12 protein-coding genes are annotated in these 14,388 nt (G+C 61.5%); 5 read left to right on the forward strand and 7 right to left on the reverse strand.

The genetic code is table 11. The features are described from left to right. Positions 1-3 precede the first annotated feature (3 nt). Complete coding sequence (locus AC3WOG_RS31435) at positions 4-417, reverse strand: MarR family winged helix-turn-helix transcriptional regulator (RefSeq protein WP_492581678.1); 414 nt, start codon at positions 415-417, stop codon at positions 4-6. A 74-nt stretch (positions 418-491) separates the two neighbouring features. Then, positions 492-1,658: an HPP family protein gene (locus AC3WOG_RS31440; RefSeq protein ID WP_492581679.1), complete on the reverse strand. Its 1,167-nt coding sequence runs from the start codon at positions 1,656-1,658 to the stop codon at positions 492-494. A 361-nt stretch (positions 1,659-2,019) separates the two neighbouring features. Between AC3WOG_RS31440 and AC3WOG_RS31445 the strand changes: the two genes are divergently transcribed. Continuing rightward, the gene (locus tag AC3WOG_RS31445; RefSeq protein WP_492581680.1) at positions 2,020-2,337 is read left to right on the forward strand and encodes a DUF1840 domain-containing protein; all 318 of its coding nucleotides are present in this window, start codon (positions 2,020-2,022) and stop codon (positions 2,335-2,337) included. A gap of 78 nt (positions 2,338-2,415) precedes the next feature. Here the strand turns inward: AC3WOG_RS31445 and AC3WOG_RS31450 are convergent, their stop codons facing one another. From AC3WOG_RS31450 to ertD, 5 genes are all read right to left on the reverse strand, one after another. Continuing rightward, positions 2,416-3,480, reverse strand: a complete 1,065-nt coding sequence (locus AC3WOG_RS31450) for a lactonase family protein (RefSeq protein ID WP_492582511.1) — start codon at positions 3,478-3,480, stop codon at positions 2,416-2,418. A 167-nt stretch (positions 3,481-3,647) separates the two neighbouring features. Then, positions 3,648-5,204 carry a methyl-accepting chemotaxis protein gene (locus tag AC3WOG_RS31455; protein WP_492581681.1) on the reverse strand — a complete coding sequence of 519 codons (1,557 nt, stop codon included), beginning with the start codon at positions 5,202-5,204 and terminating at the stop codon, positions 3,648-3,650. Between the two features lie 380 nt (positions 5,205-5,584). After that, positions 5,585-6,202 (reverse strand): class I SAM-dependent methyltransferase, encoded by a 618-nt coding sequence (locus AC3WOG_RS31460; RefSeq protein ID WP_492581682.1) that lies wholly within the window; start codon positions 6,200-6,202, stop codon positions 5,585-5,587. A 143-nt stretch (positions 6,203-6,345) separates the two neighbouring features. After that, the gene (gene ertE / locus AC3WOG_RS31465; protein WP_492581683.1) at positions 6,346-7,605 is read right to left on the reverse strand and encodes an N-carbamyl-l-glutamate amidohydrolase ErtE; all 1,260 of its coding nucleotides are present in this window, start codon (positions 7,603-7,605) and stop codon (positions 6,346-6,348) included. 14 nt (positions 7,606-7,619) lie between these two features. After that, the gene (gene ertD, locus AC3WOG_RS31470; protein ID WP_492581684.1) at positions 7,620-9,005 is read right to left on the reverse strand and encodes a hydantoin-5-propionate amidohydrolase; all 1,386 of its coding nucleotides are present in this window, start codon (positions 9,003-9,005) and stop codon (positions 7,620-7,622) included. A 114-nt stretch (positions 9,006-9,119) separates the two neighbouring features. Here ertD and AC3WOG_RS31475 point away from each other — a divergent pair, with 114 nt between their 5' ends. From AC3WOG_RS31475 to AC3WOG_RS31490, 4 genes are all read left to right on the forward strand, one after another. Continuing rightward, a complete protein-coding gene (locus AC3WOG_RS31475; protein WP_492581685.1) occupies positions 9,120-10,013 on the forward strand; it encodes a LysR family transcriptional regulator in 894 nt (297 codons plus the stop codon). A gap of 275 nt (positions 10,014-10,288) precedes the next feature. Further along, positions 10,289-11,380 (forward strand): thiohydantoin desulfurase, encoded by a 1,092-nt coding sequence (gene ertC / locus AC3WOG_RS31480; protein ID WP_492581686.1) that lies wholly within the window; start codon positions 10,289-10,291, stop codon positions 11,378-11,380. Between the two features lie 13 nt (positions 11,381-11,393). Next, on the forward strand, positions 11,394-13,034 hold the full coding sequence (gene ertB / locus AC3WOG_RS31485; RefSeq protein ID WP_492581687.1) for a thiourocanate hydratase: 1,641 nt from the start codon (positions 11,394-11,396) through the stop codon (positions 13,032-13,034). 13 nt (positions 13,035-13,047) lie between these two features. Continuing rightward, positions 13,048-14,373 (forward strand): MFS transporter, encoded by a 1,326-nt coding sequence (locus AC3WOG_RS31490; RefSeq protein ID WP_492582512.1) that lies wholly within the window; start codon positions 13,048-13,050, stop codon positions 14,371-14,373. Positions 14,374-14,388 lie beyond the last annotated feature (15 nt).

Here is a 14,388-nt window from a genome sequence, read left to right on the forward strand (position 1 = left end):
GACTCAAAAATCAATCCGTGGAACATTAAAGGCGCCTTCGAGCGACTTCAATTCGGCACGATGCATCTCGGCGAGGCGCGCGAGTACCTGTTCGCCCGCTTTCAGCAAATGAACCTCGACCTGGCGGCGATCCGTATCGCTGATCTTGCGCCGGACGAGATCGAGTGCCTCGCAGCGCGACACGAGCGCGACCACGCCGTGGTGCTGCGCCTGGAGCCGCTCGGCAAGTTCGCCGACGGTCGCCCAGTCGCGCTCCGGATAGCCTTTGATGTGCAGAAGCAGCAGATACTGCAACGGCGTAATGCCTTCGCCCTGGGCGGCCTGTTCGGAAAAGCGCTCAAAGCGCCGCATCTGATAGCGAAACTCGGATAGCTGCTCAAAGTCCGCCTTGGTCAAGCCGCGAGCGAGTGTTTTCATCGGGACTCCATCGAAACGGGTCAAACCGCATTTATATCACGTCATGACATTTATGTCTGCGACAAGGGACCCTGTTATCCCGCGCGTCGCTGCCGGACATACGCCTGGCGATAAAGACCCGCAATGAGATCTGCCTGCGTGATCATCCCGACGAGTTGCGCCCCGGCATCCAGTACCGGGATATGGTGGTGCCCGTAGTTGGCGAAAATGGGCAACAGCTCGACGATGGGTGTCGTCACGTCGACGGTACGAACGTCGGCGTTCATCCATGGGCCGACAACCGGTGCCGAAGCCGTACTGCGCGTGAACCAGCGTTGTAACAGCGGAAGCAGAACGGACACACTACCGAACGTCGGTTTCTCGACGAGGTCCGCTCGGGTCACGATGCCGATCAGGTGCTGGTTCGCGTCAATGACCGGGAGCGCCTTGATACCGTGCTGTTTCAGCAAACTCAATACCGCTGACACGCTGGTGGTCGCTGACACAGCGACCACCGGGCGCGACATGATGTCCGCACAGGTCAGTTCGTTAAACGTGCGCGCATAGGCCTGCAACTGGACATCGCGCAGCAAGGACTCCAGATCGTCGAGATCGATGTCCAGCCATTCACCGCGCCGGCTCAGGACCGCCTGGAGGTCCGCGCGTGTGAAACCCTCCTTCAACGTTGCGGGCGATCCCACCGCGCCTTTGCCCGAACTCTGGTGTACGGCGTGCGGGTAACGATGCCCGGTGACGGCGTGGTACACGATGGCGGCGCACAGAAGCACCGCAGACTGGATGGCAATCGGTTCCGCGACGAAACGGTAGCCGAGCGCATGAACGGTTGGACCACCGAGAACCGCGGTCAGCGCGACCGCTCCAGACGGCGGATGAACACAGCGTAGCGCGAACATCAGACAAATCGCCAGTGCGACGGCCAGCGCGGCCGCGTCGAGCGGGTCGGCAATCCAGCGCGCACAGGCGACGCCGATCGTGGCAGAAACGAGATTGCCGCCGATGATGGACCACGGTTGCGCCAGCGGACTGGCGGGAACCGCGAACAGCAGCACGGCCGAGGCGCCCATCGGCGCGACGAGGAACGGAATACTTGCAGCCGGTCCGAGCAGGAGGTGCATGGTTCCGCCGGTAAGCGCGATCCCAAGCAACGCGCCAAGACACGATCTCAGGCGTTCCGGCCACCGGAGCGCAACGGGATTGGGGATAAAGCTGGAAAACCAGCGGATGGCAGCGTAGCGGGACAAGATTGGACCGGGAATGTGGGTGGACGACATCACGCGAGACGGGAGCACACCTTACGGTCAAACCCTCGCGAAACGAAAGAACGTGTTGTCGCGATTATATTTCATTGTGATATAAAAGAAGGCCCTTCCAGCTTGAATGCATCACGTCATGACATAAAATGGAGATAGGCCTTCGCGTGACTGACATTTGAGCAGGAGCAGTCCGGATGAAATTACAAGGATGACTCGCCCGGATTGCGCGCCCATGGGGAAGCCGCGCTCCGCTTCGATGCGCAAAGCCGGTCATGCTGAAGGCCCCGGCGATCGTCACCGGAGACGATCGCCCACTGCCTCGGATCGCGCCAGGTCACAAGGAGCCATCATGCTGATCACGTTTCAATCGCCCGCTACGCCCGACGTAGTGATGCTCAGGGATCTCGCCCAGTATCTGCTGGGCCTTGTCGGCAAGCGGCTCGATACACGCGGGGTCATCCTGCACGACGAACTGCCCGGCGCAATCGGCCGCCTTGAAGCGGCGATCTCGGACGACGACAAAGCGGAGATCGCACTTGAATCGTTGCAGTATTCCCGCGAGCGCCACCAGGAATCGGGCGGTGGACTTTCGCGGCGAGCCTGGCCGTTTCTCGACATGATGCGCGAAGCCCGCAAGCAGAATGCCGACATCATCTGGGGGCTGTAGACGCCGTGTTGCGGCATGAGTTGACAAGCCCGAGTCCCGGACTCGGTGCCCGCGGCACAGTCATCCGAAACCCAAACCTCAATTGGTGTTGGTTCCGTCAAACTCGACGATTTCGACCCAGTTCGCCCCCTTACCTACCGGATATTGCCCAATCGCGCTCAGCGCACCCGTCTTGCGGTCGATGCGGTAAGCGCTCAGGTTCGTCGACAACTGACCCACCGCCAGCAAGTACTTACCCGACGGATCGATATTGAAGCCACGCGGTTGTTTTTCGGTCTGGTACGTACCGATGCGCGTCAGTTCACCCGAGGCCGCGTTGACCTTGTACGCCGCGAGCGTGCTCGATGTGCGCTCTGATGCATACAGGAAGCGCCCGTCCGGGGTCAGGTGGAGATCCGCTCCCCATGGCTTGTCGCCCGAGAAATTGGCTGGCAGGATGGAGACCGCCTGAACCGGCTTGACGGTGTCGCGGGCGCCATCGAAGGCAAGCACGTGGAGCTTGCCGTCGAGCTCATCGATCAGGTACGTAAAGCGATGATCCGCAGAGAACACGAAGTGGCGCGGTCCCGATTTTGGCGGCAACGAATACGCAGGCGTAGCGTCCTCGGTCAACTGCCCGTTCGATGCGTCGAACTTCAGACGCAGCCAGGCATCTGAGCCGAGTACCGACGCGAACACGTAGCGGTTATCGGGGGCACTCCGGATCGCGTGCGCCATCGGGCCGGTGCTCACGGTCTGCCGCACTTCGCCGACCACACCATCTGCGCCGATCCGGTTCACCGCCAGAAGGTTGCCACCGTATGACGCGGAAAAGAGGTAGCGGCCGGTCGCGTCAGTCGAGACATACGCCATGCTCTCCGCGAGCGACGCCCTGCCGAGTTCGATCAGCCGGCCGTCGAGCGGATTGACCGCGAAGCTCACCACGCGATACGGCTTCGAGCGCAGTCCGGCGTAGAGCCGGAGATGGTCGGGCGAAAACGTCATCGGCATCACCGTTCCGGCGACAGCCACGGTCTCCACTGCCGCAAGCGAGCCATTCGATTTGTCGAGGCTGAAGACCGAGATATCCTGGCTATCCGCATTCGATACGTACGCGTAGGTTGCGGCCGGTGAGGAGCAAGACACAGCAGCACCAGCCAACATGATTGCGCCTGCACCCAGGATGCCTTTAAGGTTCATGCTCACACTCCGTTTGAAAATGATTGAAATCGCCTGACGTAAGCGCACGCGATTGGTGCCTGGAACGACGCTAATGGTTTGCCTGGGAAACAATTGTTTGGCTAGTGCTATGCCTTGATCATTCGTAGTACCTATTCACTGGTGAGACGAAATGCCGAGACGGCATCCGTCATTGACTGCGCCTGCTGCTCGAGCGCGCTCGCGGCAGCGGCGGCCTGTTCGACGAGCGCTGCATTCTGCTGGGTGACCTGGTCCATTTGCGTCACCGCCTGCCCGACCTGTTCGATGCCCGCGCTCTGCTCGATCGTCGCTGCCTTGATTTCATTCATGATGGTCGCCACGCTGCGCACCGCACCGACAATGTCCTTCATCGACTGCCCCGCCTGGGCGACAAGACTATTGCCGTTCGCGACGTCCTCGACCGACGCGCCGATCAAGGCCTTGATCTCGCGCGCGGCATCCGCGCTGCGCAGCGCGAGACTGCGCACCTCGTTTGCGACCACGGCGAAGCCACGTCCCTGCTCCCCCGCCCGCGCCGACTCGACCGCTGCATTCAACGCGAGGATATTGGTCTGAAACGCGATACTGTCGATCATCCCGGTGATCTCGGCGATCCTGCGAGAGCTTTGGCTGATTGCATTCATCGTCTGGATGGCGCGCTCCACGACTTCGCCGCCACCCTGCGCGACATCCGCCGCGTTCGAAGCCTGTCTACTTGCCTGCTGTGCGTTGTCCGCGTTCTGTTTGACGGTCGACGTCAGTTGTTCCATGCTGGCCGCGGTTTGTTCCAGCGCCGCGGACTGCTGCTCCGTGCGGCTCGACAGATCGAGGTTGCCCGCAGCAATCTCCCGCGCTCCGCTGTAAATAGCCTCGCAACTATTGCGCACGTTCGCCACGGTCTGAGACAAACCACGCTGCATCCGCTGCATCGCCGCGAATAGCTGACCGATCTCATTGCCGCTCGCCTCGGGAATGCGCGCCGTCAGATCGTTCGCCGCAATTCGATCGAGCAGGTCTGCGGCGTCCTTCAGCGGAGCCGTCACGATGCGCCGCAGCGCGAAATGCGTGGCGACGATCAGCGCAAGCGCGCCGCCCACCCCGAATCCGACCAGGCTGACGACCCACGTGTATTCGCGATCGACCTGCGCGATGGCGTCGCTCGACAGCGTGTTCGCCATGCTCTGGAATTTCTCGACGTTCACCGAATACGCTGCGCCCGCCGCCGTAATGTCGCGATCGTTGATCGTGGCGTAGGCGTTCGTATCGCCGGCACGCAGGGCATCGGCGGCTTTCTTCAGGATCGCCGCGAGATTGACCGACGCTTCGATCAGTTGCCGCTTCAACTCGTCGTCCTGACCGCGAAATGCGACCGCGTGACGAAACGAGTCCGTTTCCGTGGCCGCGCGGTTCAGTGTGGTCTCGGCGCTTTTCAACGCCGAGTCGCGCGTCGTCTCGTCGTTGCGCTCTTTCAGGGCCGAGTAGGCTCGCGTCAGCGCGGCGCGGGTGCGTGTGGAATCCTTGTATCCGTCGTTGACGAGAATTTCCTGCGTCGCAATCTGATGGATGCGCGCGAGATTGCTGTTCGCGCGACTGAGCGTGGTGATGCCGATCACCCCGCCCAGCAAAATCATCGCGGCAAAGATCAGGAACACAGCCAGGAGACTATTTCGAACCGATACGTTTCGCATGCCGCTTTGCCAATCCATAGTTGTACGATGACATGCTTAACGGCAGATGAAGCGATCTCTTTAGCAGAATCAGCGTTCCGATCGACTTGGCACAGGACATCAGACCACCGATCTGCCGACCGACCTGGGTTCGGCTACTGACTTCACACCTTCACCAAGGTCGTCCATCTCACATTAGCGTCACGTTTTTTGCTCTCCGCAGCCGCCCCAGGAACTGCATCACGCCTGACTCAGGCTGGCCCTGCCGCGGCTGGCACCGACCGCGCACGGTCTGCGGGAGACTGCGCGCGCTTTGATGCGCTAGCGCAGATACTGTCGGCACAGCGTAATTACGTTTATTGAATCGATCATGGCTTCCCGACGAAGGTGACAGATTCAACTCAATGCAGCTTTACGCAGTGGCAATAGATGAAGTGCTGGATTCGCCCTCCCGGCGTGACGTGTGTTTCGTCGTCGTGTGCGACCAGCTCGAATGCCGGGCCGAACTCTCCGTGTAGAGAATCCACATCGTACTGGACGACCGGAAGACCGCTGCACTCGGGGGGGCCGTCGAGTGCAAAGGTGGCGACGATCACGTGGCCACCCGGTTTGACCGCCCGATTTACCTGATCGACATATGCGCGGCGGTCGGCCTCGTCCGTGAGGAAATGAAACACCGCCCGGTCATGCCAGACATCGAAGAATCGTTCTGGCAATGACGCAGAAGTGACGTCAGCCTCGATCCACTGTACAGGCCTGGACTTCTGCCCGAGCCGACGGCGCGCCACGGCCAGTGCTTCGCCGGATAGATCCAGCACGGATAGGTTGCCATAGCCGCGAGCGACCAGATCGTCGGTCAACGTCGATGCACCGCCTCCGACATCAATGATCGCGGCATTCCGCCCGATGCCGATTCGCTGGATCAGATCCAGCGACAGCGTCGCGTGCGGCTGATACCAACTGACTTCCGTCGAAGATTTCGCCGTGTAGACGTGTTCCCAATGAGTCTTCGATTGCATCGGCTTTTCCATGAGTTAAGTTTTGCACGACCTGACGATCGAATATCGGCGCGACGTACTGGACGAATGACTACGCCGTACGCCGGGTCATGTTTCAGGCATGGGGAAACCGGGAATTGCCGGACGGCGCATGCATCGAAACATCACAAGATAGCATCCAGTTCACGGATCGTCTGGTAGAGAACTCGCGTGCCATCGAGCAACTGCTGCGGCTCGATCCATTCTTCCGGACAATGACTGCGCCCGTTCAGACACGGGATGAAAATCATCCCGATGGGTCCGGTTGGCGCGACGTACACCGCATCGTGCCCTGCGCCGCTCGGCAGGCGCATGGTCGCGTATCCCAACGCTCCTGCCGCGCGTTCGACGGCATCCATCACAAGCGGCTGGCAATCGGTTGGTTTGGCGCGACTCACATGCTCCGCGCTTGCAGACACGCGCAATGCAGCGAGATCGGCAGTAGCGCGTGCCATCAGGTCTTCCGGAAAGCGGTCGAGGATCGCATCGCTGTCACTGCGGACCTCCAGCATCAGTTCGACATGCCCCGGTACCGCGTTCGGCACGTTCGGCGTCATCGCAATCCGGCCGATCGTCGCCACCACATAGTCCGGCTGGCCGTTCCATGTCGAGGCGAGCCGGTACGCGCCATCGATCAGCCGTGCGGCGCCGACCAGCGCGTCGCGGCGGATATCCATCGGGGTGGTGCCCGCGTGATCGGGCTGTCCCGTGACAGTGATCAGCATCCGGCGAATCCCGACGATGTTCGTGACGACGCCAATCGGCAACTGCCGGCTTTCGAGCACCGGCCCTTGTTCGATATGCAACTCGACAAAGGCCGCCGTGCTGTCCGGCCCGCGCAGTGCCCGGGTCAGCGCGCCGGGGTCGCCGCCTATGCGCCGCAGCGCTTGAGCGAGTGTTTCGCCGGCGACATTCTTCGAAGCCAGCATCCCCACATCGAGCACACCCGAAAATGCCCGGCTGCCGACGCAGGAAATGCCGTAGTCGCTCGGTTCTTCGGAGAGGAAATCGATCACTTCGAATGGGTGATCCAACGTGACGCCTTGCTCGTTCAAAGTCTGTGCGACCTCGATGCCCGCTAGCACACCGATGATTCCATCGAAGCGGCCACCGCCGACAACCGTATCGCAGTGCGAGCCGGTGATGATCGGCTTGCCCGAATGCCCCGAGCCTTCGCGCCGGCCGATCAGGTTTCCACCTGCATCCTGCGACACGCTCAAGCCCGCCCCGGCGAACTCGCTGCGCAACCACGCGCGCGCTTCCTCGAACAAAGGGGAAAACGCCCGACGTGTCCACGGCACATCGGCACGCGTGAACTGGCTGAGCCGTTCGACACGGGCATTGAGACGGTCGGCGTTGATCGGCGGAAAATGAGTGTTGGACATGGCAGCGGGTTTGCTCATGAAGCGGCCGGCAACGTACCAGCCCGGTTAATGGAGGCCGGGCGCAGGAAACGCCCATCGCCTTTCTGATTGACGACGCGCGTACCGTCGAAGACCTGTTTGCCGCGGCAGTAAGTCGCCGCGACACGCACGGTAAATTCCGTGCCTTCGAACGAACTCCACTGCACGGCGGACAGACTGCGCGATGGATCGAAGGCGTAACGTTCAGGCTTGAGGATCACGATATCGGCATCCGCGCCCACGTCGAAAGTGCCCTTGCGATCGTGCAGCAGGAAGTGACGAGCAGGATTGCGGCTGAGTTGCCTGACGACCATCGTCGGGGAAATGCCGTGGTTTTCGCACCCGGTCCAGAATGCCGGCAGCAACGTTTCCAGCCCCGGACCACCCGATGAGTTCCTGAACACGTTCGGATTGCCCTTGCGCTCGAGTCCCCAGCTCACGTGATCGGAGGAGACGAACGTACACGCGTCGTTCGCAATATGACTCCACAGCAGTTCGGTCTCCGCTTTCGGGCGAATCGGCGGATAGTGTTTGGTCTTCGCGCCGAAGCGCTTCGTGTGCTCTTCGTGATTGAGCATCAGATACTGCACGCAGGTTTCGATGCTCGCCTGATGGCCGGCGTTCCGGTACATGGCGCAAAGCTCGAAACCGCGCGATGTGGAGACATGCACCGCATGCGCGCGTGCGCCCGTCTCGGCGCCGATTTCATAGATAAGCGCCGTCGCGAGGTTTTCGATCAGCGGCGTATGCGCACGCATGAAGGCATCCCAGCCGGTGTCGCCGGTTTCGATCATGCGGCTCACGTTCTTGCGCGTCAGATCCTGCATCTGGTTGTGCACGCCGCACACGAGACCCGACGGCGCGATTAGCCGGAACGCCTCGTACAGGTCGTCCTCTTCCACGCGAGGGAAACGGCCGGGGGTGGCTTCGAAGGTCGAGAACTTGAAGGCACAGACACCGCCATCGATCAGTCCGGCGGCTGCCTGCAGCCCGTGTTTGTCGTTGAGCGTACCGAACAGCGCGACGTCCAAGTGGCAGTCGCGTTCCACTTCGGCGATCTTTGCATCAAGTTGCGCGCGCGACGCCACAGGTTCGGGGTCGTCGTACGGCATGTCCACCATCACGGTCACACCACCCGCCGCCGCCGCACGGGATGCGTGGCCCAAGCCTTCCTGGTTGGCCTGACTGCCCGAATGCACCTGCCCGTCGACGACACCCGGCATCACCCACTGCCCGCGTGCGTCGACGGTTTCTTTCGCCGCCGGCGCACTGCCTGTACCTCGCGCGGCCACACGGCCAGCGCGTACCGCCAGCCAGCCGTCCATCACGATATGGTTCGCATCGACGAGGTTGCCCCGAATCGTCAAATCAAAGTCACTCATTTCTTGCCCCTTTGGGTAGCCACTCGTCCGCGTGAATATTGACAAAGTCTGGGGGAAAGAAGAGTTAATGTCTTATGCTTCTTTAATCTCTATCCATAACATGGAGTTAAGACTGTGCACCTGAACCTGCGGCAAATCGAAGTTTTCCGCGCCATCATGCAAACCGGCTCCATCAGCGGCGCTGCAACGCTGCTGCACGTCTCACAGCCCGCAGTGTCGAGACTCATTTCCTATACGGAGCAACGTTTGGGGTTGAGCCTGTTCGAGCGCATCAAAGGCCGACTCTTCCCGACCCCTGAGGCGCGGCGCCTCGTCGCCGAGGTCGAGGTCGTCTACCGGGCCGTACAACGCGTGAACGAAGTAGCCGAGGATTTGCTGGAAAACCGCATGGGGCACCTGCGAATCGCGTGTAGCCCGAACCTTGGCCAGTCGCTGATACCTTCTGCGATCGCGCAGTTCTACGAGCGCTTTCCCGACGCGCGGATCATTCTGCACACCATGCTTCCCGGAGTGTTGCGACAAGCCGTGCTGACGCATCAGGTCGACATAGGCATTGCGTTTCTCGAAGAGACACACCCGTTGATCGAGGCCGTCCCGTTGTATGAAAACCGGATCGTCGCCGTTATCCCCGCCGCCCATCCGCTGGCACAAAAAGAAACGTTACGTGCAAGGGATCTCGTCAATCAGCCGCTTATCGGCTATGGCAGCGACATCCCCTTCGGGCAGATTATTCGGAAAATGTTCCGGGACGACGGGACCACGCCACCATTCAAGACGGAAGTGCAGCAGGCCCACATTGCGTGCGCACTCGTGCAGGCAGGCGTGGGCATCGCACTGGTCGACGAACTGACCGTGAGTGGGCCGCTTTGGCCCAATGTCGTCGTGCGTCCTGTCCTCCCCACGCTCTCTGCTCCAGTGAGCGTCCTCCATGCGGTTATGGCGCCCATGTCGAGATCCGCCCAAGCCTTTGTCAATACACTTGAGGCGATGCCAACAAAGCGTCAATGAACTGCCGAATGGGCCTGGCCGGCCGGCCTTCTCCCCGATCTGCCGGACGATTTTTGACGTTCAACGATTAACACAACGTTATGCACAACCCCTAAAAAAGCATTAACGAGCATAAATATTGGCTTCCTAGACTCATCCCCATTCGATCGCTGGATGACGCGGCCGACCTGTCGCAACGAGCCTGCCGCGTCAATCGCGGATCTCGTCCATCAGGCTGCCGTCGGCAACAAGCCTACGCGGATCGAGCGCTTCTTAATGAAACGGAGGGGAAAGACATGGGACGCATCCTGAACTTGAAAGACGTTGAAGCGGCCGTGAAAGGCGGCTCGGTATTCGCCTGCGGCGGCGGCGGCTGGGCCGAACACGGTCGTGAACTGGGCACACTCGCGGTAACGATCGGACGCCCCGAGCTGGTATCGATGGACGAGGTGCCCGACGACGCCTGGATCGCCACCGCCGCCGCAATCGGCGCACCCGGCGGCCTCACCGAATGGGAGATGCTCGGCGCGGACTATGTGAAAGCCGTGCAGCTCGTGCAGGATGCACTGGGCGCGCCGATCCACGGCTTGATCATCGGCCAGAACGGCATGTCGAGCACGCTCAACGGCTGGCTGCCTTCTGCGTTGCTCGGCACGAAGGTCGTCGACGCCGTGGGCGACATTCGCGCCCATCCGACCGGCGACATGGGCTCGCTCGGCCTCGCCTCCAGTTCGCAACCAATGATCCAGGCCGCTGCCGGCGGCAACCGCGCGCAGCACGCCTATATGGAACTTGTCGTGCGCGGCGCGACAGCCAAAGTGTCGCCTGTGCTGCGCAAGGCCTCCGATATGTCGGGTGGTTTTATCGCCAGTTGCCGCAATCCGATGCGCGCCAGCTATGTACGCGAGCACGCGGCGCCCGGCGGCATCAGCCGCGCGCTCGCGCTGGGTGAAGCGATTGTCGCGGCGGAACACAAAGGCGCAAGCGCGGTGGTCGACGCAATCTGTAAGGCGACACAAGGCGCGATCATCGGCAGCGGCAAGGTCGTGCGCAACACGCTGAAGTACACCGATGAAGCCTTCGATGTCGGCGTGGTCGAAATCGGCACCGGAGCGCAACGCTGCCTGATCCACGTGATGAACGAACACATGGCTGTGGAAGATGCGCACGGCACGCGCATCGCCAGCTATCCCGACGTGATCACCACGCTTGACACCGCCGGACGCCCGGTCAGCGCGGGCCAGCTCAAGGAAGGCATGGAGATTCTGGTGCTGCACGTCCACAAGGCACATTTCCCGTTGTCATCGTCAGTGCGCGATCCCGCGGTTTACCCGCCGGTCGAGAAAGCGCTTGGCATCAGCTTGTCCGGCTACGCACTCGCCGACTAAAGGGACTCCCACTATGAAACGCGAATTCAACGTCACCTCCGGAACCACACTGCGTTGCAAAGGCTGGCGGCAAGAGGCCCTGCTCCGTCTGCTGGAAAACGTGCTGGCGGTGGGCGAAGACCCGGCTCAACTGACCGTCTATGCGGCACTGGGCCGTGCGGCGCGTGACTGGCCCTCGCACGATGCGATCGTCCATGCGCTCACAACGATGAACGAAGATGAAACGCTGGTCGTGCAGTCCGGCAAGCCCATCGGCCTATTGCGCACCCATGCACGCGCGCCGCTCGTCATCATGGCGAACTGCAACATGATCGGCCAGTGGGCGAAGGCCGAGAATTTCTACGATCTCGAACAGAAGAACCTGATCTGCTGGGGCGGACTGACCGCCGGCGACTGGCAATACATCGGTTCGCAAGGCGTGATTCAGGGAACCTACGAGATCTTTTCGCGCATCGCCGAACGGCACTTCGACAACGACCTGCGCGGCCGCTTTATCCTGACGGCCGGGTTGGGCGGCATGGGCGGCGCGCAGCCGCTTGCGGGCCGCATGACGGGTGCGGCCATCCTGACGGTGGAAGTCGATCAGGAACGCATCGATAAACGGATGAAAATTGGCTTCCTCGAGAAGCAGGCGCGAGACCTCGACGAAGCGCTTGCGATGATCCGCGACGCCCAGGCAAAACGCGAGCCATTGTCGGTCGGTTTGCTCGGCAATGCCGCCGGGATCTACCCCGATATCCTTGCTCGCGGCGTTATACCCGACATCGTGACCGACCAGACCGCCGCACACGATCTCGTCTACGGCTATGTGCCGATAGGCCATACGCTCGATCAAGTCCGCGCACTGCGTGCCACCGATATCTCCGCGCTCATGAACGCGAGCCGTTCCTCGATCGTGCGTCATGTGAGCGCAATGCTTGGCTTCAAGGACCGCGGCGCGATCGTCTTCGATAACGGCAATCTGATCCGCACGCATGCGAAGGAAGGCGGCGTCGAGCGTGCGTTCGAGATTCCTATCTTCACCGAAGCGTTCCTGCGGCCCCTGTTTTGCCGTGCAATCGGACCGTTCCGCTGGATCGCGTTGTCGAACGATGCCGACGACATCCGCAAGATCGACGACTACCTGCTCGAGCATTTTGCAGACAACGCGATCGTCGTCAACTGGATCCGTCTCGCGCGTCAGTACGTTCCGTTCGAAGGTTTACCGGCGCGCATTGCGTGGCTCGGTCATGGCGAACGGACTGAACTCGCGCTCGCCGTGAACCGGATGGTGCGCGAGGGCGTGCTTGGCGGACCGGTTGCATTCACGCGCGACCATCTGGACGCAGGCGCGATGGCGCATCCGAACATCATGACCGAGAACATGCTCGACGGCTCCGACGCCATTGCAGACTGGCCGCTTCTGAACGCGATGGTGAACTGCTCGTCGATGGCCGATCTGGTCGCGATCCATTCCGGCGGCGGCGGTTACAGCGGCTACATGACGAGTGCCGGCGTGACCGTGGTCGCGGACGGAACGCCGGCAGCGGACGAGCGCCTGCAACTCTCGATGACCAACGATACGTCGATGGGCGTCATGCGTTATGCCGATGCAGGCTACCCCGAAGCACTCGATGAAGCCGAACGCAAATCCCTGCCCTACATCCGGATTTAATCCCATGTCCAATATGAACCCCATCGCGGAAACGGTCGCAACCGACGACGTCCCGCCTGCGCAGGGCTCCTTGAAAACCGGGCGACGTGCGGTCCTGGCTGCGTCCATCGGTAATGCGCTGGAGTGGTACGACTTCTCGGTCTACGCGTTCTTCGCGGTATATATCGCCCAGAATTTTTTCCGTCATGGCGATGCCGGCGCCGAGCTGCTGCAGGCGTTTCTTGCATTCGGTTTGGGATTCGTCGTGCGCCCGCTTGGCGCACTCGTACTCGGTGTCTACGGCGATCGCGCGGGCCGCAAGGCCGCGTTGACCGTCACGATCCTCGTCATGGCGCTGGGCACCGCGATCATCGCATTCGCGCCACCTTATACGGCGATCGGCTTCGGCGCGCCGTTGCTCATCGTCTGCGGACGTATGCTGCAGGGGTTTTCCGCCGGCGGGGAAGTCGGTGGTGCCGCGGCCTTCCTGATCGAACATGCGCCGCCGAGCAAGAAGGGTAAATACGCGTCGTGGCTACAGGCGAGCATGGCGATCTCGAACATTCTCGGTGCCCTGATCGCCACGGCCGTTACGCTGCTTCTGACCCGTGAGCAGATCGGCGACTGGGGGTGGCGCGTTCCGTTCATCCTCGGTCTCGCCATTGCGCCGGTCGGTCTCTGGTTGCGCAAAACGCTTCATGAAACGCCTCAGTTCGAAGCGGAAATGGATCGCCGGCATCGGGCGCATCAGGCAGGCAGGACGCCGTTGCTGCAAGTGGTTCGCGACTATCCGAAAGCGCTCGCAACCGGCTTTGGCTTCTCAGTGTTGTGGGCCGTCTGCGTGTACGCGCTCATCATCTTCATACCTATTTACGTGCAGCGAACGCTGCACTTCTCCGGCCGGCAGGCGTTCCTCGCGGCGTTGATCGGCAACTGCTTCATGGCGGCAACGTGTGTCTATGCTGGCTCGCTGTCCGACCGCTTCGGCCGGCGCACCCTGCTGAATTGGGGCGCACTGCTGATGCTGGCGGGCGTCTATCCGCTGCTTGCCTGGCTACAGTCGGCACATACCCTCGGCGTGTTGGTCGTGGTCCAGACCGTGTTCTGCGTGATGGTCGCGATCTTCACCGGCGTGGCGCCCTCGGCGCTCTCCGAACTCTTTCCGACCCGCGTGCGCTCCACCGGCATGTCGCTTTCCTACAATGCCGCCGTCACGATTTTCGGCGGCTTCGCTCCGGCCATCCTGACGTGGTTCACGGAAAGCACCAGTAACGCATTTGCACCCGCCTGGTACGTCATGGCCGCAAGCATCGTCGCGTTGATTTCCATCGCCTGCATGCCACATCAAGATCAACATTAAACAAGAAGGGAAACC

The organism is Paraburkholderia sp. FW306-02-B, from assembly GCF_058782725.1.

Coding starts and splice junctions, on each gene's coding strand:
- AC3WOG_RS31435 (WP_492581678.1), bottom strand. CDS start 417: ATGAAAACACTCGCTCGCGGCTTGACCAAGGCGGACTTTGAGCAGCTA.
- AC3WOG_RS31445 (WP_492581680.1), top strand. CDS start 2,020: ATGCTGATCACGTTTCAATCGCCCGCTACGCCCGACGTAGTGATGCTC.
- AC3WOG_RS31450 (WP_492582511.1), bottom strand. CDS start 3,480: ATGTTGGCTGGTGCTGCTGTGTCTTGCTCCTCACCGGCCGCAACCTAC.
- AC3WOG_RS31455 (WP_492581681.1), bottom strand. CDS start 5,204: ATGCGAAACGTATCGGTTCGAAATAGTCTCCTGGCTGTGTTCCTGATC.
- AC3WOG_RS31460 (WP_492581682.1), bottom strand. CDS start 6,202: ATGCAATCGAAGACTCATTGGGAACACGTCTACACGGCGAAATCTTCG.
- ertE (WP_492581683.1), bottom strand. CDS start 7,605: ATGTCCAACACTCATTTTCCGCCGATCAACGCCGACCGTCTCAATGCC.
- ertD (WP_492581684.1), bottom strand. CDS start 9,005: ATGAGTGACTTTGATTTGACGATTCGGGGCAACCTCGTCGATGCGAAC.
- ertC (WP_492581686.1), top strand. CDS start 10,289: ATGGGACGCATCCTGAACTTGAAAGACGTTGAAGCGGCCGTGAAAGGC.
- ertB (WP_492581687.1), top strand. CDS start 11,394: ATGAAACGCGAATTCAACGTCACCTCCGGAACCACACTGCGTTGCAAA.
- AC3WOG_RS31490 (WP_492582512.1), top strand. CDS start 13,048: ATGAACCCCATCGCGGAAACGGTCGCAACCGACGACGTCCCGCCTGCG.